The following is a 21,505-nucleotide window of genomic DNA, read 5'->3' as shown; positions in this document are numbered from 1 at the left end:
ACGAGTCACCATTATGAGATATGTGGTTGTTCAAATGGTAAGTAAATGTCAAACGTCGTTCCGACACCGAATGTGCTCGATACGCTGACCGTTCCATGGTGGGCATCGATCACATTTTTCACGATGGCTAAACCAATCCCGGTACCGGTCTTCGACCCGCTCGTTCGTGCTTTGTCAGCTTTATAGAATCGCTCAAACACGAACGGCAAGTCCTCTTTCGGAATCCCGTGTCCTGTGTCGGTCAGTCGAATCTGCAACCCATCAGGCATCTCGGTCGCCTCAATTCGAATCTCTCCTGAATCGGTATGGGCAATCGCGTTGCCGATCAAGTTCGTGAATACTTGCTCGAGTCGGTCACCGTCTGCTTCAATCTGTCGATGCGGTACGTCCGTCTGTAATCGAATCTCTTTTTCAGATGCCATTTGATTGAACTTTCTCATGACACGTGGCAAGAAATCACCGATGTCGAACGAACTGAATTGCATCGTTTCTTTACCCGATTCGATGCGGGCCAAATCAAGTAAGTCGTTGACAAGTCGCGCAAGTCGAAGAGATTCGTCATAAATGATTGACGCAAATTCTTTCGTCGCCTCGTCACTTTCTGTCATCCCGTCGATGATTGCCTCTGAATAACCTTGTAGCGTCACGAGCGGTGTCCGCAGTTCATGGCTAATATTCGCCACGAAATCGGTCCGCATCTTATCGAGACGGTGGCTTTCAGATGTGTCGCGAATGACGACGACAGCTCCCTCGAAATCATCCTCCCCGATGAGCGGCGTGACCGTCAACGTATAGTAACGGTCATCTTGTTTCACTTCAATCGTCTTCTCAGCCGTCCCTTCCATTACTTCTTCATACAGTGACAGTACGACTTCATGCGGCTGACCGTCTTGAAGCAATGGACTAGCCTGTGGATTGGTGACGATCACGTTTGCGTGACGGTCGAGCGTGATGACACCGTCCGCCATCGAACGAAGAATGGAGGCAAGTTGCAGACGTTCTCGGTCTAACGCGTCTACATATTTTGCCAGTTGACTGCTCATCGCGTTGAACGAGGCGGCAAGTTCTCCAATTTCGTCTCGAGTCTTCGTTTCAAGACGCAAGTCAAATTGACCTTTCCCCGTCTTATTGACCGCATCTCGCATCGCTCGAAGTGGGGCCGTGATCCGCGTCGATAAGAAGAAGGCGAACACGGTCGTCACAATGATGGCCGAAGCAACAGTCCAAAGAATGATTGTTCGGGCACCGGCATTCGCACTCGAAATCGCATCGAGTGGTTCAAGTAAGTAGAGTGTATATTGTCCGGTCGATAACGAAAACGTCGTCCGGTAGGCAAGTGCAGCTTGATCGTCAAAAGAAGAGAAATTACCGATGGCTGTCTCCCCGACTGCCTGATAGGTTTCCCAATCTTGACGTTCAAGTTCAACCATCAGCCCGTCCACTTGATTCCCGAAATTTGAGCGCGTGGTCCCGTTTTCTAAAATATAGTTCGCACCATATACTTCGATGATTTGATCGATGGTCTGGGACGTGTCACCTTCATTCAACAACACCGACTGAACCTGTCCGCCAAGTTTGGCGAGGTGACCACGTTCTTGGTCGATGTGAAAAGAGTTGAAAAATTCAAGCATCAAGACCGAGACGATGAATAAGATGACACTGACCAAAACGAGAATCGTCAGCCACAGTTTCGTGACGATGCTGTTTCGCCGAATCATCATTCACTAGCAGCTTCGAACTTATACCCGACACCCCATACAGTCGTGATCATATGAGCCGCATCTGGTGAGACGCGATTCAATTTCTCACGAAGACGTTTCACATGCGTATCGACGGTCCGAAGGTCTCCGAAAAATTCATAGTTCCATACTTCTTTCAACAACTGCTCACGAGAAAAGACTTTATCGACCTGCTTCGCAAGGAAGAACAGCAATTCATATTCTTTCGGTGTAAGGGCAATCTCTTCTCCGTCGACCGTGACACGGTGCGCATCATTGTCAATCGTCAAGTGCGGGAACACAATCAAATCTTTTGATTTCTCACTCGTCTGCATAAACTTAGTCGAGCCAGAACGACGAAGGAGTGCCTTGACGCGAAGAACGACCTCACGCGGACTGAACGGTTTCACGATGTAATCGTCCGCCCCGACTTCAAATCCTTGGACACGATCAATCTCTTCACCTTTCGCTGTAAGCATGATGACCGGTGTCGCTTTCGTTTTCCGGAGTTCTGTACACACTTCGACTCCGTCCATTTTCGGCATCATCAAATCAAGTAAGATGACGTCGTATTCGTTTTCAAGAGCGAGAGCGAGTGCCTCTTCTCCATTGACCGCTTCTTCAATCACATACTGTTCACGTTCTAAGTACATTTTCAAAAGTCGGCGAATTCTCTCTTCGTCGTCGACTACTAAAATCTTCGTTTTCTCAGCCATACCAGAAACCCTCCTAAGACCCATTACGAGTTGTAGCGAATGTTGCACAATTGTGAACATTCCACTCCCTGCCATAACTATACCACTCTATTATTTCGCTTCACAACGATGATTTGATGGACCAAATGAAAAAGAAGTCACAATTGTGACTTCTTTCGCGTCATGCATATGAATGTAGACCGGCGATGACCAAGTTGACGAAGACGAGGTTGAACATGATGATGGCAAATCCACCGACACATAACCAAGCCGCTTTCGTTCCGGTCCAACCGCGCTGGATGCGCATATGCAAGTAATAAATATAAATGAGCATCGTAATGAGGGCCCATACTTCCTTTGGATCCCAACCCCAGAAGCGGTTCCATGCAATCTGTGCCCAAATCATCGCAAAGATGAGACCGCCGAGGATGAAGACCGGCAATCCGATTGCGACCGAGCGATAGCTGATCTCATCAGCAAGGTCGAGGTCGACCTTTTTCGCAAGCGGTTGAAGCGCTTCAGCGATGCGTTTTCGCAAAATGACGAAGCGGAGCAACGCATAAATCACGACACCACCGATAACCGACCAGATGAGCGTGTTCAACTTGAGTGTATTGATCCAATTCGGCAACTCAAGTGACAAACCGCTCGCTCCTGACAAGAGCTGTGCCCCTTCTGGTACAAATAGGATTGGCATGAAGTACTCATATGTCTCGACTTGACCACGGTCATTCGTGAATTCGACGACACCACCGGCACCGATTCCTTTGAAGAGCATCGATACGATGATGAACCCGAGTGTACACATGAGAACGAACATCGTCACTTCAAGCCACGTCCGTGACTTAGACTGTTCTTTCATCGATGTCTCATTCAATAAGAAAATGAGACCTGACGCAAAACTGATGGCCAAAATCCCTTGTCCGAGCGCTGCCGTCGTGACGTGGATTTTTAACCATACACTGTTGAGTGCCGGAATGAGCGGTGCGACCTCACTCGAGAACATCGAGGCGAAAGCAATGACGAGTAACGCCACTGGCATCGCGAACAATCCGAGTACGTCATTTTTATAAATCCCGTATACGACGAGGAACCCGAGCACCATCATCATGCCGAAGAACGTCGTATATTCATATAAGTTTGATACCGGCGCATAGCCGACACCTGCCCAACGCATAAAGAAATATGTCATTTGGGCGATAAATCCGATAATTGCCAAGATGAAGGCATACTTCCCATAGGCGACACGGTTGACGTTTCGATCCTTACGCATACCACTAACGGCAATCGTAAAGAGAACCGTCGAGATCGCGTAAAGGAAGAATGCGATAAACAGCATTCGGCTGCTCCATTCAATCCATTCCATCAAGATTCCCCTCTTTCATCTGTTGACTCGTTCTCCGGCTTCGAAGTAAATCTCGCCTGATCTTCCCACATCGGTAAACCGGCCTGTTCTAATAATGGCGAAACCTCTCGACGGAGCGAGGACGGGTTTTTGTTCGTAAAGCCTGCGACGAGTACCTCATCTTCATGACGACGAATCCAGACACGGCGGTGTGGCCAATACATGCCCATCACAATTCCAATCATGAAGATGGTCGCACCGACGATCAGAATCGGGTACGTCGAGTCACTCTTCACTCGAAGACCGCTCGTGCTCGCCATCTCTGTGCCCGCAAACTTTACTTCGTACCGGTTTTCTTCATCAGCGACGTTAAGTCGAATACCAATCAAGTTTGATTCCGTCTCGCCTTCAGGTGATTCGACATCGAAGAAGAAGGCAGGATTCAGTGCACGTGGTGATTTCGTGTTCGGTTGCCCATCCTTCACCTCAAAATCAGGATACAAGTCTTTCAACGTGACCGTGACCCCGTCTAAGTCATACGACTTTTCCGGATTCTCGAGGTCGACTTTGAACGGTCCATACTCGTCACCTGTCTGTTTATCGGCAAGCATGAACGACATCGACAAGAACTCCGGTCGACTTGAATATTGCTCTTGATACACTTCATATTTTTCGAACTTAAACGGGTGATTGACTTTCGTCGAACCGACATCGACTTGTTCGAGTTGCGGCGATCCGTCCTCGTTCGTTCCCGTCTTCTTAAATAATGTCAGTTCCGTCTCATAGTTTTTTGGAACAGCCCCGGCTTTTTCAATGGCAGCTGCGAATTTCGCATCTTCCTCATTGTTCTCCGGGTCATACATTTCAAGAATGAACTGGTCGTTCCGTAAATAGTATTCCCCATCTGTCGCCTCTAATGAGACCGTATCTCCTTCTCGCACCCATTCAAGCGTATCTGTATGGAATGCCGGGAACACGCGGAGCATCGCCCCGAGGAAGAAGATGACGAGACCGACGTGGTTCACGTATGGACCCCAACGACCGAAACGGTGTTTTTCAGCCAACAAGGCATCTCCGTCCCGTTTGACACTGTACCGCTTTTTCTTGAGCGACACTTCCATCTCGTCAATCTGAGCGTCTGTTCCTTCGCCTTGTCCGAAGAGGCGCTGTCCTTTCATAAAGCGCTCTGTCCGTCTTACGGGTTGATTCTTGAGCGCTTTATAGAGCGGGACACCACGGTCAATCGATACGACGATGAGCGAGAGCGTCAACATGACGATGAGACCGATGTACCACCATGACGTATATAAGTTATGGAATCCAAGTGCATAATAAATCGAACCTGGCGTCCCATATTCCTCCAAGTAATATTGCTCTGGAGGTAACTGTTGTGGGATGTACATTTCTTGAGGGAAAATCGTCCCGATTGCCGAGCCGACAATAATCAGCGCAATCAACCACAATCCCACTTTGACCGATGCGAAGAAGTTCCACACCCGGTCAATGACCGATTTAGGACGACGCTTCGACCGTAAATCAGCGCCTTCGTATTTCATATCTAGCATCTGTGCGTCCCCCGTTCGCTTACAATGACTTCTCGGCTAGCTCCATCAATTTCTCTTTCGTGAGTTCACCTTCATATTTTTCAATTACGTTTCCTTCACCATCGATGACGAATGTGACAGGTAAGTTATAAATGCCATAGGCTTTCTCGACTTCACTCTTCGTGTCCATCAAGATCGGATAATCGAGACCGACACCGAGGTCGTTCACAAAGTTATCGACGCGAAGCGGCGTCTCACCGACGTTCACCGCCCAAAAATCGACACCCATGTCTTGGAGTGTTGCGTAATTTTCTTGTACGACTGGCATTTCTTTCTTACAAGGTTCACAGAACGTACCCCAGAAGTTGAGAAGCATTCCTTTTCCTTCGTATGTGTCACGTTCATAAAGGGTCGAACCGTCGAGTGTGACGAGTTTGAAGTTCGGTGCCTCGTCCCCTGCCTCGATGCGTCCGTCATTCCCAGCTTGGTCGAACAATTGCATGACGGTGATGGCTCCCGCAAAGAGAACGACCGTCATAATCATCAAGCGCCAAAATGACCTCTTTTTCTTTTTCGCGACCGCTTGTTCCATGCGGTCGTCTTTGTTTTGATCTTTTGTCATCGTTTCCACACCATCCTTCAGTTGCTATTGTACTGAAAAAACATTAAAAACGCACATTAACAGACTTTTTTCATTTTTTTGTCACACAATTTACACAATCAAAAAAATCATCCTATTTCAGGACGATTTTTTGTTGTTATTTTTTCTTCTTTTTGCCTCGTGGTTTAGGTGGAACCGTCGGATTCGCGAGTTCACGAAGCTTGCTGATCTCTTTGTGTGAAAGTTCACGCCAGTCGCCGGTATTGAGCCCGTCGAGCGTCAAGAAACCGAACTGTTCACGCTTTAGTTTGATGACCTCAGAACCGATTGCTTCGACCATGCGACGGATTTGACGATTGTGTCCCTCCGAGATAACGATCTCAAGGATGGCCGTGTTCTTTTTCTGGTCGACAGACTTCATCTTCACTTTCGCACTACCCGTTTTGAATCCATCATCGAGCTGAACACCTGACTCTAGTTGCTTGATTGCCAAGTAAGAAGGGATGTTCTTCACTTTTGCCACATAGCGCTTTTGAATCTTATATTTCGGATGCGTCATCATGTTCGAGAACTCTCCATCATTCGTCAAAATGATGAGTCCTGTCGTGTTATAGTCAAGACGTCCGACCGGGAAAACACGTGCTCCTGGTGGCACGAGGTCCGTGATCACTTTACGTCCTTTATCGTCTTCTACCGTCGACACATAGCCGCTCGGTTTATAGAGCACGTAGTAGACATGCTCTTCTTGCTCGATTTTGACGCCATCGACCTCAATCTCTGACTTCGGTCCGACTTTCGTCCCGAGTTCACGTACCACTTTTCCGTTGACACGGACGCGACCATCCAAAATCATTTCTTCCGCTTTACGACGCGAGGCGACCCCCGCTTGTGCGATTACTTTTTGTAAACGTTCCATATGATTAATCCTTCTCCAATCTCTCTTCTTGCTTCGGTGATTCCTGACCGAAGAACAAATCGCCTTCGTCTGTCAGTTCATCCTCAAATGTTAATGGTGGTAATTCTTCGAGCGAGTTAAATCCAAAGTGGTCGAGGAAATGCTCTGTCGTTCGATATAACTTGGCACGACCAATTGTTTTAGCACGACCAGCTGATTCGATTAACCCTTTTGATAATAGCGTATGAATGACTCGCTCCACTTTGACACCGCGAACCTCCTCGATGTCCGCCCGCGTGACCGGCTGCTTATAAGCGATAATGACGAGCGTCTCCATCGCCGCGCGTGAAAGTGCCTGCTCCGCCATCGTTCCGACATATTTTTGAATGTAGGGAGACACGTCTGGAACGGTCACAAGTTTGTACACACCTGCCGATTCCATGAGTTGGAACGGTCGGTTCGATGTTTTAAACGAGGCTTCTAACTTACTGAGCTGTTCTCGTGCAGCAGCCTCTGAGATGTCGAGCGTCTCTGCGAGCGCTCGGACTTCCATCCCTTCGTCCCCGACGACGAATAGCAATCCTTCGATAATCGTTTCATAGGACAGCAACCGCTTCATCCCCTTTCTTTGATGATTCGATGAACGAGATTTGAATGTCTTGGTCAAGTTGTTTCGTTTCGACGACCCGTAGCTTGATCAGCTCAAGAAGCGCCATAAACGTCACGACGAGATCTGAGACGTTCGGTCGTTCTACAAAGAAGGCGAAAAACGATGTCTGTCGCGTAGAAGAAACGTGCTCATGAAGTCTCGTCATCTGTTCCTCGAGCGTCCGCTCTTCGCGTTTAATCGTCTTTTTGCGTCGTTCTTTCCAACGTTTCCGTTCAATCATTTTAGAATAGGCATGAAGAAGGTCTGAGAAGTTCAGCGGTCCGTCGTACTTCGACACTTCCTCTGACATGTAGTTCGTCAAATCTTCTCCCGGTCGTGTATAAAGTTCAAGACGATGTTCTTCCTGTTCACGCATGAAAACGACTGCTTCTTTATATGCTTTGTATTCGATTAATTGACGAATGAGTCCCTCACGAGTCGGTTCTTCGTTGAAGTCTGGAACATCCTCATCCTCGACCTGAACAGGCGGTAACAACTGCTTGCTCTTTAACTGGAGCAACGTCGCCGCCATGACCAAGTATTCACTGGCCACGTCGAGTTCAAATTTTTGCATCGTGCGAATATAGCCGACATACTGGTCAGTGACTTCTGCCACGGAAATGTCGACGATATCAATCTCCATTTTTCCGATCAAATGGAGCAACAGGTCGAGTGGACCTTCGAACGTATCGATTTTAACGTTATAGGCTTCCATAGAGACACCTGCCATTTTACATTTTTGCGCTTTAGTATAACATGTTTTATAACACCGTGGACACGAAAGGAGAAAAATGATTCATGACCCCTTTTATTCATTATACGTTGCTTTTTGAATGTCATGCCGATTATTTCGAATGTCATGAGGTATTAGAAGAAGCGTGGCAGGCAGACGGTCGTCGTCATCACGGCTATGCGGCACTCATCCAATACGCCGTCATTCACTATCATCTACGACGAGACAATCTCATCGGCGCGAAAAAGAGCTTGCGACTCTTACGTCGAAAGATGGACATCGCTTCCCCCTATTTACATGAGCTCGGTCTGGATGTCGACTCCTTCATCGCACAGCTTGATGAATGGCCGTTACACACGAAGCTCCCATTACAACAGGATGTTCGTGACACGGTCGAATCACTAAAACCGATGTTCCCATCGACAGACCTGTCGTTCGAGGAATTGGTCCACAAGCATCTTCACCGTGACCGGAGTGAGGTCATCACGGAACGGGAGTTGGCACTTTTAAAAAGGCAACGTGCAAGAAGTTGACGTCAAGATTCAAGACGTCTCCTTTTTATGATCAATGATGATTTTTTAAATTCTTAAACGCCGTCACCCAACTCTCGAGATCGTTCCGATCATGTAAATATTCAGAAGGGGTTTCAAGTAAATCCATGCCATAGATTGTTTGTAAGCAGGACCAAACCACCTTGTCAGAAGCTGTCCAATCAAATCCATCTATATTTTCATACTGTTCCAACCACTGATATGCCCAGTCAGAGATTTCTTCTCGCGTTCGTTCTTGCCTGAGCACTTGCTCCAATCGATTGATCAGTTCATCGATTGTTACTCGATTCATGAATCCACCTCATTTAAAGGGTTTGTGATTTACTCCATGTAATATGTAAAACCCCCATAATCACAATCGTGATTACGGGGGTTTTTGTCATCAGACGACTAATTGATTCCATTTATCCAATAAATCGCCCGTCTTGCCTGTACCGGTTAACGTCAAATCAAGTGGAAGTACGTTTCTCACCTCGTCTAGAAGCTCGTAAGAACGTTTCTCGCCACGGAATGATGGCGACAAGGCGATATGGTCAATGACCATCGTCGTTCCTTGTTGCTCCATTCCAATGATGCCGACGAAGTCTTCACCGACTTTCCACAAATAGAGGAACTTCGACTCTTCCTCGTCATACGATCGGACGAGTTCAAGCAAGCTAAGCGGAGATTTGTCACTGCATGAGAATGCGAGTAGACCCATCGCCGTCTTTTCATAAGAACGTTTATATTTGACCAGCATCGCTGGGTTCACCACCTTTAGTCATTCAAGTTTCACGATGTGAAGACGTGAGAGACATGGTTCATTGTGCCATAACCTTCAGGCAAAAATCAATTCTCGTCCCAAACCTTCACTTCTGCCATCTTCGTTCCTTGACGAAGTTTGACGGCATGTTCAAGACCAGATGTCACTTTACCGAAAACTGTATGGACACCATCCAAGTGTGGTTGTGGCTCATGGACGATGAAGAACTGTGAAGACCCTGTGTTACGTCCTGCGTGTGCCATCGAGAGTGATCCCGCTTCGTGTTTGTGTGGGAAAGAAGTCGATGTCTCACATGGAATCGTATAACCAGCTCCACCCATTCCAGTACCATCCGGGCAACCACCTTGGCTGACGAATCCAGGAATGACACGGTGGAATGTTAATCCGTTGTAGAACCCGCTGTTCGCAAGTTTTTCGAAGTTTTCGACCGTGATCGGTGCCTCGTTGTGGAATAAATCAAATTCAATCATTTCGCCATTTTCAAGTTTCATAGAACCTTTTTTCATGTTTCAAGCAACCCCTTTATTTGAATATGTATCCTGCTGTTTTACACTCACATTACCCATCTTATCAAAAAAACACGTCTGTCTCCACTTTTTTTGTGGAAACAGACGTTCTGCCTTACTGGATGACAGCGTGAACGAGAGGACGAGCTTCTGGTTTCGTCGCACCGATTGTATACGCGTGATCTAGACGTTCGACAGCCGAAGACATGTCTTCCATGTTCGAGCGGAGCACGGCAATCACATCGCCCGCCTCGACACGGTCGCCAACTTTCTTCTCGAGCGTGATGCCCGCCGCGAAGTCGATCTTGTCTTCTTTCGTCGCACGACCTGCTCCGAGAAGCATCGCTGCGACACCGACTTCGTCTGCGATGATTGACTCGACATAACCTGCTTCTTTTGCGACGAATGTCGTCTCGTAGGAAGCTTGTGGTAATTTTGTCACGTCATCGACGAGCGACGCGTCTCCACCTTGTGCTTCGACGAACTTACGGAACACCTCGAGGGCATGACCGTCAGCAATTCGTTTTTCAAGGTCTGCATATGCTTCGTCAAACGTTGGATAGAAATCACCAAGAACAGCCATATGTCCTGCAATCGTGAGCGCGATTGTTTTCAAGTCTTCTACTTCTTTACCTGAAAGAACTTCAATCGCTTCTTTTACTTCGTTCGCGTTCCCGATTTCAAAGCCGAGCGGTTGGTCCATGTCTGTGATGACAGCGACCGTCTTACGACCGACGTTCTTCCCGATTGCGACCATCTCTTCTGCGAGTGCTTTCGCATCATCGAACGACTTCATGAACGCACCAGAACCCGTCTTGACGTCGAGGACGATACTGTCAGCTCCTGCTGCGATCTTTTTCGACATGATTGAACTCGCGATGAGTGGAATCGACTCAACGGTAGCCGTCACATCACGGAGGGCATAAAGACGTTTGTCAGCTGGCGTCAAGTTCCCCGTCTGACCGATAATCGACATCTTAATGTCGTTTACTTGTTTCGTGAATTGTTCTTCCGTCAATTCGACGTTAAAACCTGGGAACGATTCGAGTTTATCAATCGTACCACCCGTATGACCCAGACCACGGCCACTCATTTTCGCGACCGGGATCCCGATTGACGCGACGAGTGGTGCGACAATCAAGCTGATCTTGTCACCGACTCCGCCCGTTGAGTGCTTATCGACTTTCTTCCCTTCGATGTTCGAAAGATCGATCGTATCGCCCGACTTCACCATTTCCATCGTCAAGGCTGCCGTCTCGTTTTCAGTCATCCCGTTAAAATAGATGGCCATCGACAATGCCGACATCTGATAGTCAGGAATCGTTTCGTTCGTGAATCCTTCGACGACGAAGCGAATCTCCTCTTCGTTCAATTCTCCACCGTTACGTTTTTTCAAAATCAAATCGACCATACGCATAACTGTCGTCCTCCTAGAAATAAGTTACTTACATGCTTTTAATCGTGCCGCGCACGAGTGAAAGGAAGTCTTGACGAACACGTTCTGTCGTCTCGATGACTTCTTCATGGTTAAGTGGTTGATCTAAAATCCCTGCCGCCATGTTCGATACACACGAAATCCCGAGGACGCGCATATCCGAGTGACGCGCGACGATGACTTCTGGTACCGTCGACATCCCGACGACGTCACCACCGAGAAGACGTGCCATTTTTACTTCTGCTGGTGTCTCGTATGTTGGGCCTGTGTTTCCGAAGTATACCCCTTTTTGGACAGTGAGTCCGAGGTCAGAAGCGACGCGTTCTGTCAATTTCACGAGCTCTTTATCGTACGCTTCAGACATATCTGGGAAGCGAGTCCCGAATTCACTCGCATTCTTCCCGATGAGTGGGCTCGTCCCGAAGAAGTTGATGTGATCCGTGATGATCATCAAATCACCAGGGTTGAACGACTCGTTACACGCGCCCGCCGCGTTCGTGACGATGAGTGTCTCGACACCGATCAATTTGAGGACACGAACCGGGAACGTCACCTGTTCCATCGAGTATCCTTCATAAAAGTGGAACCGTCCCTGCATCGCGACGACGCGTTTTCCTTCAAGTTCTCCGAACACGAGTTGTCCTGCATGCCCTTCGACGGTTGATACTGGGAAGTGTGGAATCTCTTCATAAGGGATTGCAACCGGATTCTCAATTTCGTCCGCGAGGACTCCAAGGCCTGACCCGAGAATGAGTCCGATTTCTGGTGTATCACCCATACGCTCCTGCAAAAACGCTTTTGTTTCGTTCCAATTTACCATGAATATTGCCTCCTCAAATTTCGTTTAAGAAACTCTTTCCGTTTGATGGTGCCGCAACGTCAAAGTTGTCAGCTACTGTCGCACCGATATCTGCGAACGTACCTCGAATGCCTAGATCAACTGCTTTCGCTCCAGTGTGATGTACGATGAGCGGTACATATTCACGCGTGTGATCTGTACCAGCATGTACTGGGTCATTCCCGTGGTCTGCCGTGATGATGAGTAAGTCGTCTTCACGGAGACGCTCCATCACTTCAGGTAGACGGGCATCATATTCTTCAAGCGCGACGGCGTAGCCTTCCGGATCACGACGATGACCGAACAATGCGTCAAAGTCGACCAAGTTCAAGAAGCAAAGCCCTTCGAAATCTTCTTCGAGTGATTCGACCAACTTGTCCATCCCGTCCATATTCGATTTCGTACGGACCGCTTTCGTCACACCTTCACCGTCGTAGATATCACTGATTTTCCCGAGAGCGATGACATCTTTCCCAGCCTCTTCGAGCGTATTCATGACTGTCTTACCGAAAGGTTTGAGTGCGTAGTCATGACGATTTGCCGTACGTACCCATGCACCCGGTGTGCCGATGAACGGACGGGCGATAATACGACCGAGCATATACGGGTCTTCACGTGTAATCTCACGCGCGTATTCACAAATCCGGTACAACTCGTCGATTGGCACAATCTCTTCGTGAGCGGCGATCTGTAGAACCGAGTCTGCAGATGTATAAACGATGAGCGCGCCTGTCTCGACATGTTCTTCACCGAGCTCATCTAGAATGGCCGTACCTGATGCCGGCTTGTTTCCGATGATTTTACGGCCACTGAACTCTTCTAGACGATGAATCAAATCGTCCGGGAACTCTTCAAAGACACGGAACGGCGTCTCGATATGAAGACCCATGATTTCCCAGTGTCCTGTCATCGTATCTTTACCAGCCGAGATTTCTTCCATGCGACCATACGCGCTTGGCGTTTCCGACACGTCGATTCCTTGAATCGGTTTAATGTTCGCGAGTCCGAGTTTTCCCATATTCGGCATGTTCAATCCGTTATGTTCACGAGCGATATGTCCGAGCGTATCGGCCCCTTTGTCACCGAACTGTTCAGCATCCGGTGCTTCACCGATACCGACCGAGTCCATGACCACTAAAAAAATACGTTTAAACTTCTTCACAAAAAATTCCTCCTTTTCAATGTCTAGGCACGAGGGTGATGCTTGCGATACACATCATGTAGCCGCGACTTATTGACGTGTGTATACACTTGCGTCGTCGCTAAATCCGCATGACCGAGCATTTGTTGAATGGCACGTAAGTCAGCACCGTTCTCGAGCAAGTGTGTCGCAAAGGAATGACGGAGAACGTGAGGTGTGATCTCCTTATCAATTCCGGCAAGCTTGGCACGTCGTTTGATCATCTTCCAAAATCCTTGACGACTGAGCCGTCCACCTCTGCCGTTTAAAAAGAGCGCTTCGGTCTCTCTGCCGCCGAGTCCGTTTCGAGCTTGTTGAATATATCGCTCAACAAACCCTTGCGCGACCGACGAAACCGGAATGATTCGAGCGCGCTCGCCTTTCCCTTCACATTGTAGATACCCCAATTCGAACTGCAAATCATCCAAATCAAGACCTAAAAGTTCACTGACCCGCATTCCGGTCCCATAAAGCAACTCGAGCATCGCACGGTCCCGAAGTGAGAGCGGGTCGGATGTCGGGACGCTATCTAAGAGACGCTCGACTTCCGCTTGCGACCAAGTATCCGGAAGTTGCTTTTCTGCTTTCGGCGTCTCTAGATACAGAGATGGATCGGTTGTCGTGACCCCGGTCATTTTTAGATGATGATGGAACATCCGGATTGAACTGACAGCTCGTCTCAAAGAGGACGAAGCACGTCCCGCCTGTGACAGTTCTTCGATATGCTTAACGATATGAGAACGTGTCACGTCGTTCCAATCTTTCACCCCCAACTGGTTTAAGGTTGATGCGTACTGCGTCAAGTCGCTCGCATACGCCTGTCTCGTGTTAGCGGACATCCGCTTTTCAACCGTCATGTACTGAAGAAATGACTCGATATGCGAACGCATCATACCCTCCTCCTTCCTCATTTCACCTGAATACGCTTACAGCATATCACTTATGTAAACCGTTGTGAAGATGTCTGACCTCATTTTTTATTCACTTTTTTGTGAACATTGATGTGATATAAATGCATCTTAATTTCTTATTTTTCTGGCATATTTCAAAAAGAGGCAGTATACTACGAATGACTTATTAAAATAATTTAAAAAGTAGATTGGAGTGTGGTCGTGTTGAAAGATCTACAACATGAATTACTAGTCGATATCCGAAAGCAGATCGTTCTGCACAACGTATCGACAATCTCTGAATTGAGTAAAGTCACACACGTTTCATTCCCTACCGTCAAAAAGATGATCGATGACATGATTGTACGCGGGGAAGTTATCGAACATGGTCAGAAGGCGCCAGAAGGTGGGCGCCCTGCAAAAAGTTATGGGTATAATCCTGAATTCCGTCACTGTTTGACGTTATATATCGAAGCGAGAGAGATTCGCTACCGCTTGATTAACTGTCAACATCAGATTGTAGAAGATGGAGTGTTCCTAGTCACTGACAGTCATTTAGAAGCGTTAGGAGAACTAGTCGATTCGTTTATTGAGGACAAGACAAAAATCGGAGCGATTTCTGTCGGAGTCGCTGCTGCTGTAGACATGGGTCGGATTGTTTTCGCCCCAGAATACCCGTCGCTTGCACACCTAGATTTAAAACACTGGTTGATGGAACGAACAGGACTTCCCGTCGTCATTGAAAATGATATGAATGCCGCCGTTTATGGATTTTCTAAACGAGATGAGACGACAACATATCAGTCCATCGTCTATCTCGGTCTCGGGAAGAATGGTCCTGGTGCTGGTATCTTGTTTGATGGACACGTCGCTCGTGGACAATCCGGTTTTAGTGGAGAAGTTTCATTTCTTCCGCTTTATGATGATGCATCGTTTTATGACCGTATTAAAGACAAGCCTTATGGACCAAACGTTCTGAAGAGAGAAGAAATTGATGCATTGGGACGTCTCGTCGCTACGTTTGCTGCGACACTCAACCCCCATGCATTCATTTTCTCAAATGTCGATCTCGTTCAAGATGATTTGCTACACATTAACCATGCGTGCGAACGATACCTTCCCTCCCGTCACATTCCCGTCCTTCGAATCGGGCAATGGGAGGAAGATTATTTTTCAGGACTAGCCCGGCTCGGCATTGAATTGACGCTCGAAACCATACAACGAGGTGACGTATGACGATTTTATTATTGGCCGTAATTTATATCGCGTTTATCAGCCTCGGTCTCCCGGATGCCCTGCTCGGTGTCGGTTGGCCACTCATGCATCAAGAGTTTTCAGCCCCATTATCGATGGCCGGTTGGATTTTCATGACGATTGCTGGCGGAACGATTCTGTCGAGTTTACTCAGCGGCAAACTATTAGAGCACTTTGACACGAAACAAGTCACTTTCGGTTCAACGCTACTGACCGCGCTCTGTCTGTTCGGTTTCTATTGGGCGCCTTCAATTGGTTGGCTGTTCGCATTAGCCATTCCGCTTGGTTTAGGGGCAGGTGCCGTCGATGCCGCACTCAATCATTACGTTGCAGAGCACTACGAAGCACATCATATGAATTGGTTACACTGTTTTTGGGGGATTGGCGCAACCGGTGGACCACTCGTCATGGCGGGAGTGTTGACAGAAAATGGATGGCGTGACGGCTATTTGATCATCGCTGCAGTTCAGTTCGGTTTGGCCCTCGTGTTATTGCTGTCCTTTCCACTTTGGAAACAGAAAGGTCAGTCAATTTCACAGCATCAAGAAACAGCCGTCACGACGCTCGATCGCAAGTTACCGACTGGAGTGTCCTATGCGTTGGCCACATTTTTACTTTATTGTGGGGTCGAAGCATTGATCGGCTTATGGACAAGCAGTTACTTTGTACAGATGAAACAATTCTCCATTGCGACAGCTGCGGCATGGGTATCGATTTACTACGGAAGCATCACATTAGGTCGTTTCGTAAGCGGGTTTCTCTCATTTCGTTTCACAAACAAACAGATGATTCGGATGGGACAATCGCTTGCCTTTCTCGGTAGTATCTTCTTTTTTATTCCGACATCCGCGACGATGTTAGTCGGCTTGATCTTGATTGGATTCGGATTGGCTCCGATTTATCCGAGTATGCTTCACGATACACCGAACCGGTTTGGCTCAGCACAATCGAAACGATTGATGGGTTATCAAATGGCATTCGCTTATACCGGAAGTACGTTCTTACCCCCATTGTTTGGTTTGATCGTCTCTCAAACGTCACTTGGCTTCCTCCCACTCGTAACTATCATGATCATGATGGGAATGCTCTTCAGTACAGAACGTTTGAATCGAATCATAAAACTAAATAAAGCCTAGGAGGAGAACATATGAGAATCGAACATATTGCGATTTGGGTGGAAGATTTAGAGAAGATGCGCATATTTTATGAGACATATTTCGATGCGCAATCGAATACCAAATACGAGAATCACATGAAGCGCTTCGAATCGTACTTTTTGACGTTTCCTGATTCAAGTTGCCGAATCGAATTGATGCACCGACCAGATCTTGAGATACAAACGAATGAAATGATTGGGTATGCACACATCGCTTTCTCACTCGGAAGTAAACAAGCGGTAGATGCATGGACAGAGCGTCTTCGACTCGACGGATACACACACGTGGACGGACCACGTACGACCGGGGACGGCTATTACGAAAGTGTCTGTCTCGACCCAGAAGGAAATAAAATAGAGTTGACCATCTAATTTGAAAAGGAGCGAACAATATGATTCAGGCTATTTTACTTGATTTAGACGGAACGCTGTTGAATGACCAAAAATTGATTACCGAACAAACGAAGCGCACGCTCATGGCATTACAACGACAAGGTGTCAAAGTCGTTCTTGCCTCTGGCCGTCCGAAGCGCGGGATGTTGCCATATGCTAAAGAGTTGAGACTACACGAGTACAATGGGCTGATCGTTTCTTCAAATGGAGCTTGTGTCACGGACGCTACGACAGGTGATACGTTGTTTGAACAAGCGATGCAAATCGAGGATGTTCGCTCGATTTTAAAGCATTTAGAGAATTTCGACGTCATTCCGATGATTAACGATGAAACCTATATGTATGTAAAAGATGTATTTGCCGGAATGATTGAGGTGAACGGACAACTCATTAACATCATCGAATACGAGTCGAGAGGCGGACGATTCCAATTACGCGAAGAGCCGAATTTAGTAGACATCATCGAGTTCCCTGTCCATAAAATCCTCGTAGCAGGTCAACCTGATTATTTACAAGAAGTCGCACCTGCTATGGCAGAGCCATTTGCTGATTCTATTACAAGCATGTTCACGGCAGCGATGTATTATGAATTCACCGATTTAGGAATCGACAAAGCGAAAGCGCTTCGTCACGTCTTTGAAGAGTTGTCAATCGACCGTGAACAGGTCATCGCTTTCGGGGATGGTCATAACGACCGTTCGATTATTGAATACGCAGGAGTTGGGATTGCCATGGGAAATGCCGTCGATGCACTGATTGATATAGCGAGTGAAGTCACGACATCAAACAATGAAGACGGGATTTCAAGAGTTCTTGAACGATACATCACACATTGAAAAAAGGACAGATGACCCGATTGGGCCGTCTGTCCTTCATCTGTTAACCGTTAATCACTGCTTTATGACCTTCGAGCGTGACGCCTTTTGCTTGGCATACTTTACAGATGCCGTGAAACGTCAAGCGATGGTCTTTAATGAGAAATTCGTATTTGCTCTCGACTTTTTTCTCGACATCGACGAGCAAGTCTTCCATGATTTCTTCGACCGAGCCGCATTCGACACAGACGAGATGGTGGTGCGAATGATTCGCTCCTTCTGGGCGCAAGTCAAAGCGTGCGACCCCGTCACCGAAGTTGACTTTGTCGACAACACCGAGTTCAGTCAATAACTCAAGTGTGCGATACACCGTTGCGAGTCCGATCTCTGGTGCGATGCTCTTGACGAGCATAAAGACGTTCTCGGCACTCAAATGGTCACTCTCATTCTCAAGTAAGATGCGAACCGTCGATTCACGTTGCGGTGTCAATTTATATCCTTTGGCGCTCAATTGCTGTTTAATTCGTTCAATTCGCGTTTCCATAAGGCGCCCCCTCTTTACATAGTTCACTACACAAAGCATACCGAAGTTTTAATCAATTTTCAATTTAAAATCATTACTATGTAAGTTTACCATATAAAATTTCAGATTAGAATTATTTTAATCTAGACAATTGCCACCATTGAATCGCCATGATTGTCTTCGCATCGGTGATGACACCTCTGTCTAACAAATCAACCGCCTCTTCAAAAGAATATCGTTTCACATTTAAAAACTCATCTTCGTCAAGGTTCATCTCGCCCGCTGATAATCCTTTCGCGACAAACACATCGACTCGCTCACTGCAAAAACCTGGGGCTCCGTAGAAAGAGAAAATCTTTTCGAGCGACTCCGCCGTATATCCGGTCTCTTCAGCTAACTCACGTTCGGCACTCGATACCGGTTCTTCCCCTTTTTCAAGTTTGCCTGCTGGGATTTCAAGCGACATCGATTCAAACGCTTTTCGATACTGCTCTACCATGACAATTTTGTCCGATTCATCGATGACGAGCACGGCAACAGCACCATTGTGATAGACGAGTTCGCGCACAGACGTGTTTCCATTCGGAAGGGAGACGACATGCTTTTCCACATCGAAAATCTTACCTTCGTAGATGACTTCCCGCTCAATCGTTTTTTCTTCCATATGATTACTCCTCACTTTTCGATATACTCTGATTATGAGTCAAACCAACATTTCGAACAAGGAGGAATCCATATGAGTGAACTCGGACTCGGAACGATGACGATTTTGAAACATGGGGAGATTGAGGCGAAGAAGATCCTGGAGATGGCCATCCAATCGGGGATTCAACATATTGATACAGCAGATGTCTATGCACGACAAGCTGTCGAGCGCGTAATCGGGGAAACGTTAGGTCAGGAACGAAAACAACTCTTTTTAGCGAGTAAAGGTGGAAACGAACTGACTGAGGACGGGATGCGTTGGAATCCTAATCCGTCGTACTTAGAGGAAGCGTTACACGGATCGCTCGAACGATTGCAAACCGATTATCTAGATTTATATTATATTCACGGTGGTACGCTCGAGGACAATCTCGACGCGACGATTGAATGGGCGCAAAAACAAAAGCGTGACGGTCTCATCCGACAAATCGGACTCTCGTCCATTCGACCGAACGTCATCAAACATTGGGTCGCTTCTGGAGCTCTCGATGTGCTCATGACGCCGTATTCCCTTCTTGACCGACGACCAGAGACGCTTGATTTGTCGATTCCAGTCGTTGGACGTGGTGTTCTTGCCAAAGGATTACTGACGGATGAATGGGAGACACGACTCGGGGATAAAGGATTTGAGTCGTGGCGAAAAGAGGACCTTGCCAGTGAATTGGCGATGATGCCTAATCCGATTCAGGCGTATGCACTCGAAGCCGCTAAGCGGTTCTGTGACGTCGTCTTACCGGGTGCCTCTTCAGTGAAGCAATTGAACGAGACGATTCGCGCGTACGAGACTGAAATCGATGAAGAAGCTCTTGACCGACTACTCGCCCGTCTGCCAATTCATTCTTATACAAAACACGTGACCTGAACTGTTTCAGGTCACGTGTTTTTCATTACGCGCTTTAATCTGTTCGATTGCCCAGTCTGCCCATCCGGCATAGTTTTCCATCATCCGAATCGCGTATTCACTCGTCAATAAATAACCGAGCGTATCTTCATCAGATTGATGTTCTTCTTGAAACATTCGAATTTGTTGGGCAACTTGTTCGTGATGGGCTTTTGTCTCTTCGATATATCGGACCGCTTCTTCGACTGGAAGCAACTGAAGCAAACTGACTCGCAAAAGGTTCTCATCTTTCATTTTTGGTTGAAACGATGTCGGTTGACGTAGCCAGTTGATCAACTCCTCACGTCCTTGGTCCGTGATCGAGTAGATTTTCTTATCTGGCAACTCCTGTTGCGAAATATGCTCCGCTGAGACGAGGTCATCTTCTTCCATCTTTAACAGTTCCCGATAAATCTGTGTATGATGTGCGTTCCAAAAATGAATCATCTGCGCCTTGAACGTCGCGTTCAGGGCATACCCGGTCGCAGGCTGATGGGTCAATAACCCGAGCAATGCGTGACGTAACGCCATATCCATCACCTTTTCCTTATCATGCTATTTTTATAAGTGTATCACATTCTTCTATGAATTCGAGAATGCCAATCTGTTGACGACTCGTTTAAAACCCGACAAAATAGATAGAAGAAAGGAGAGTTGTCTATGCAACCGATTCATTCATCACAACAATTTGACGAAGCCACAAAAGATCATGGAATGGTAGTCTTCACCACGTCATGGTGCCCGGACTGCAAACGTCTTGACATGTATGTCGACGAGCTCGTCAAAGACTATCCACAGTTTAACTGGCATGTCGTCGACCGCGACGAACTCCCAGAATTATCTGATGCTCAAGAAGTTCGCGGCATCCCTTCACTTCTCTATTATAAAGACGGGGAAAAACAAGAACACCTCCACTCGGCAAACGCCAAGACGGAGATGCAAATTCGTTCATTCCTCGATACGATTCAAGCATAACCTGATTCCTGCAGACCTATCGGCTGCAGGATTTTTTTGTACACGCTTATGTCATCCTCGTCTATACTGTAAGAAATAACCAAACAGGAAAGGAGAATGATCATGATTCGAACTCGCCTTTTTACCGCACTTTGTTTCACTATCTTCATGTTAATCGGCTGTACACAATCATTCACCTCATCACCTATACCACCGGATGATGAGAAGGTCATCATAAATCATGCAATTGAATATCTAAACAATATGGATTGGCTACCAACCGACGAAGATGGCAAACAGGCCACGATTCAATCCATCACAGTCGACGATCGTTTTGAATTAACTGATTCACGCTTTGAAGGGTCAAGGGCCTGGCTCGTCACGTTTCCTTCTGATTCACAGCGCACGGTCGAGATTCCACAAGTGCTCGTTGAATCAGAATCGAATGAAGTGATTGGCTATTTGCCAAGCGAATGACGCTT

General features: G+C 47.2%; 26 protein-coding genes. 8 read left to right on the top strand and 18 right to left on the bottom strand.

Features of this window, described 5'->3' with window-relative positions:
* Positions 1-11 precede the first annotated feature (11 nt).
* From ACQKD4_RS05615 to ACQKD4_RS05580, 8 genes are all read right to left on the bottom strand, one after another.
* Positions 12-1,721: an ATP-binding protein gene (locus ACQKD4_RS05615; RefSeq protein WP_427372701.1), complete on the bottom strand. Its 1,710-nt coding sequence runs from the start codon at positions 1,719-1,721 to the stop codon at positions 12-14.
* Positions 1,718-2,434, bottom strand: coding sequence for a response regulator transcription factor (locus tag ACQKD4_RS05610; RefSeq protein ID WP_026825821.1), 717 nt, complete (start codon positions 2,432-2,434; stop codon positions 1,718-1,720). The genes ACQKD4_RS05615 and ACQKD4_RS05610 overlap by 4 nt, the downstream gene beginning before the upstream one ends.
* A gap of 160 nt (positions 2,435-2,594) precedes the next feature.
* On the bottom strand, positions 2,595-3,779 hold the full coding sequence (gene ccsB, locus ACQKD4_RS05605; RefSeq protein WP_214692798.1) for a c-type cytochrome biogenesis protein CcsB: 1,185 nt from the start codon (positions 3,777-3,779) through the stop codon (positions 2,595-2,597).
* A complete protein-coding gene (gene resB / locus ACQKD4_RS05600; protein WP_427372700.1) occupies positions 3,779-5,323 on the bottom strand; it encodes a cytochrome c biogenesis protein ResB in 1,545 nt (514 codons plus the stop codon). The genes ccsB and resB overlap by 1 nt, the downstream gene beginning before the upstream one ends.
* Positions 5,324-5,342: 19 nt before the next feature.
* Complete coding sequence (locus tag ACQKD4_RS05595) at positions 5,343-5,924, bottom strand: redoxin domain-containing protein (RefSeq protein WP_074033227.1); 582 nt, start codon at positions 5,922-5,924, stop codon at positions 5,343-5,345.
* Positions 5,925-6,060: 136 nt separating this feature from the next.
* Positions 6,061-6,819, bottom strand: coding sequence for a pseudouridine synthase (locus tag ACQKD4_RS05590; protein WP_074033228.1), 759 nt, complete (start codon positions 6,817-6,819; stop codon positions 6,061-6,063).
* A gap of 4 nt (positions 6,820-6,823) precedes the next feature.
* Positions 6,824-7,417: an SMC-Scp complex subunit ScpB gene (scpB, locus tag ACQKD4_RS05585; protein ID WP_074033229.1), complete on the bottom strand. Its 594-nt coding sequence runs from the start codon at positions 7,415-7,417 to the stop codon at positions 6,824-6,826.
* The gene (locus tag ACQKD4_RS05580; RefSeq protein ID WP_427372699.1) at positions 7,395-8,162 is read right to left on the bottom strand and encodes a segregation/condensation protein A; all 768 of its coding nucleotides are present in this window, start codon (positions 8,160-8,162) and stop codon (positions 7,395-7,397) included. Before ACQKD4_RS05580 ends, scpB begins: the two co-directional genes overlap by 23 nt.
* An 83-nt stretch (positions 8,163-8,245) precedes the next feature.
* Between ACQKD4_RS05580 and ACQKD4_RS05575 the strand changes: the two genes are divergently transcribed.
* Positions 8,246-8,713, top strand: a complete 468-nt coding sequence (locus ACQKD4_RS05575) for a DUF309 domain-containing protein (protein WP_427372698.1) — start codon at positions 8,246-8,248, stop codon at positions 8,711-8,713.
* A gap of 31 nt (positions 8,714-8,744) precedes the next feature.
* On the opposite strand, the gene ACQKD4_RS05570 is transcribed toward ACQKD4_RS05575, so the two are convergent.
* The 7 genes from ACQKD4_RS05570 to xerD all read right to left on the bottom strand — a co-directional run bounded on the left by ACQKD4_RS05570 (position 8,745) and on the right by xerD (position 14,343).
* Entirely contained in the window at positions 8,745-9,023 is a 279-nt protein-coding gene (locus tag ACQKD4_RS05570) for a hypothetical protein (RefSeq protein WP_427372697.1), read from the bottom strand.
* Between the two features lie 90 nt (positions 9,024-9,113).
* Positions 9,114-9,470 carry a GCN5 family acetyltransferase gene (locus ACQKD4_RS05565; RefSeq protein ID WP_031423428.1) on the bottom strand — a complete coding sequence of 119 codons (357 nt, stop codon included), beginning with the start codon at positions 9,468-9,470 and terminating at the stop codon, positions 9,114-9,116.
* Between the two features lie 89 nt (positions 9,471-9,559).
* Positions 9,560-10,000, bottom strand: coding sequence for a peptidylprolyl isomerase (locus ACQKD4_RS05560; RefSeq protein ID WP_074033238.1), 441 nt, complete (start codon positions 9,998-10,000; stop codon positions 9,560-9,562).
* A 115-nt stretch (positions 10,001-10,115) separates the two neighbouring features.
* Positions 10,116-11,417 (bottom strand): pyrimidine-nucleoside phosphorylase, encoded by a 1,302-nt coding sequence (locus tag ACQKD4_RS05555; RefSeq protein WP_074033239.1) that lies wholly within the window; start codon positions 11,415-11,417, stop codon positions 10,116-10,118.
* A 28-nt stretch (positions 11,418-11,445) separates the two neighbouring features.
* Positions 11,446-12,255, bottom strand: a complete 810-nt coding sequence (locus ACQKD4_RS05550) for a purine-nucleoside phosphorylase (RefSeq protein WP_214748190.1) — start codon at positions 12,253-12,255, stop codon at positions 11,446-11,448.
* 13 nt (positions 12,256-12,268) lie between these two features.
* Complete coding sequence (gene deoB, locus ACQKD4_RS05545; protein WP_337873982.1) at positions 12,269-13,435, bottom strand: phosphopentomutase; 1,167 nt, start codon at positions 13,433-13,435, stop codon at positions 12,269-12,271.
* Positions 13,436-13,458: 23 nt separating this feature from the next.
* On the bottom strand, positions 13,459-14,343 hold the full coding sequence (gene xerD, locus ACQKD4_RS05540; RefSeq protein ID WP_214761483.1) for a site-specific tyrosine recombinase XerD: 885 nt from the start codon (positions 14,341-14,343) through the stop codon (positions 13,459-13,461).
* A 222-nt stretch (positions 14,344-14,565) separates the two neighbouring features.
* On the opposite strand from xerD, the gene ACQKD4_RS05535 reads away from it, so the two are divergent.
* The 4 genes from ACQKD4_RS05535 to ACQKD4_RS05520 are packed head-to-tail and all read left to right on the top strand — an operon-like array spanning position 14,566 to position 17,982.
* Complete coding sequence (locus tag ACQKD4_RS05535) at positions 14,566-15,579, top strand: ROK family protein (protein ID WP_427372696.1); 1,014 nt, start codon at positions 14,566-14,568, stop codon at positions 15,577-15,579.
* Positions 15,576-16,733 (top strand): MFS transporter, encoded by a 1,158-nt coding sequence (locus ACQKD4_RS05530; protein WP_427372695.1) that lies wholly within the window; start codon positions 15,576-15,578, stop codon positions 16,731-16,733. The genes ACQKD4_RS05535 and ACQKD4_RS05530 overlap by 4 nt, the downstream gene beginning before the upstream one ends.
* Positions 16,734-16,744: 11 nt before the next feature.
* Positions 16,745-17,125 carry a VOC family protein gene (locus ACQKD4_RS05525; RefSeq protein ID WP_427372694.1) on the top strand — a complete coding sequence of 127 codons (381 nt, stop codon included), beginning with the start codon at positions 16,745-16,747 and terminating at the stop codon, positions 17,123-17,125.
* Positions 17,126-17,145: 20 nt separating this feature from the next.
* Complete coding sequence (locus ACQKD4_RS05520; RefSeq protein ID WP_427372693.1) at positions 17,146-17,982, top strand: Cof-type HAD-IIB family hydrolase; 837 nt, start codon at positions 17,146-17,148, stop codon at positions 17,980-17,982.
* 43 nt (positions 17,983-18,025) lie between these two features.
* Here ACQKD4_RS05520 and ACQKD4_RS05515 read toward each other — a convergent pair whose 3' ends face one another.
* Complete coding sequence (locus tag ACQKD4_RS05515; protein WP_012726507.1) at positions 18,026-18,505, bottom strand: Fur family transcriptional regulator; 480 nt, start codon at positions 18,503-18,505, stop codon at positions 18,026-18,028.
* 112 nt (positions 18,506-18,617) lie between these two features.
* Positions 18,618-19,148 (bottom strand): NUDIX hydrolase, encoded by a 531-nt coding sequence (locus ACQKD4_RS05510; protein WP_214692812.1) that lies wholly within the window; start codon positions 19,146-19,148, stop codon positions 18,618-18,620.
* Positions 19,149-19,220: 72 nt separating this feature from the next.
* Between ACQKD4_RS05510 and ACQKD4_RS05505 the strand changes: the two genes are divergently transcribed.
* Positions 19,221-20,051 (top strand): aldo/keto reductase, encoded by an 831-nt coding sequence (locus ACQKD4_RS05505; protein WP_427372691.1) that lies wholly within the window; start codon positions 19,221-19,223, stop codon positions 20,049-20,051.
* 6 nt (positions 20,052-20,057) lie between these two features.
* On the opposite strand, the gene ACQKD4_RS05500 is transcribed toward ACQKD4_RS05505, so the two are convergent.
* A complete protein-coding gene (locus tag ACQKD4_RS05500) occupies positions 20,058-20,600 on the bottom strand; it encodes a PadR family transcriptional regulator (protein ID WP_074033894.1) in 543 nt (180 codons plus the stop codon).
* A 129-nt stretch (positions 20,601-20,729) separates the two neighbouring features.
* Here ACQKD4_RS05500 and ACQKD4_RS05495 point away from each other — a divergent pair, with 129 nt between their 5' ends.
* The gene (locus tag ACQKD4_RS05495) at positions 20,730-21,044 is read left to right on the top strand and encodes a thioredoxin family protein (RefSeq protein WP_427372690.1); all 315 of its coding nucleotides are present in this window, start codon (positions 20,730-20,732) and stop codon (positions 21,042-21,044) included.
* 102 nt (positions 21,045-21,146) lie between these two features.
* Positions 21,147-21,500 carry a hypothetical protein gene (locus tag ACQKD4_RS05490; RefSeq protein ID WP_427372689.1) on the top strand — a complete coding sequence of 118 codons (354 nt, stop codon included), beginning with the start codon at positions 21,147-21,149 and terminating at the stop codon, positions 21,498-21,500.
* Positions 21,501-21,505 lie beyond the last annotated feature (5 nt).

Origin of the sequence: Exiguobacterium sp. NPDC077395, from assembly GCF_050269125.1 — a bacterium.
Lineage (GTDB): Bacteria > Bacillota > Bacilli > Exiguobacteriales > Exiguobacteriaceae > Exiguobacterium > Exiguobacterium aestuarii_A.
Note: the sequence above shows the minus strand (reverse complement) of the source record. Positions and strands in the feature narration are given on the sequence as shown.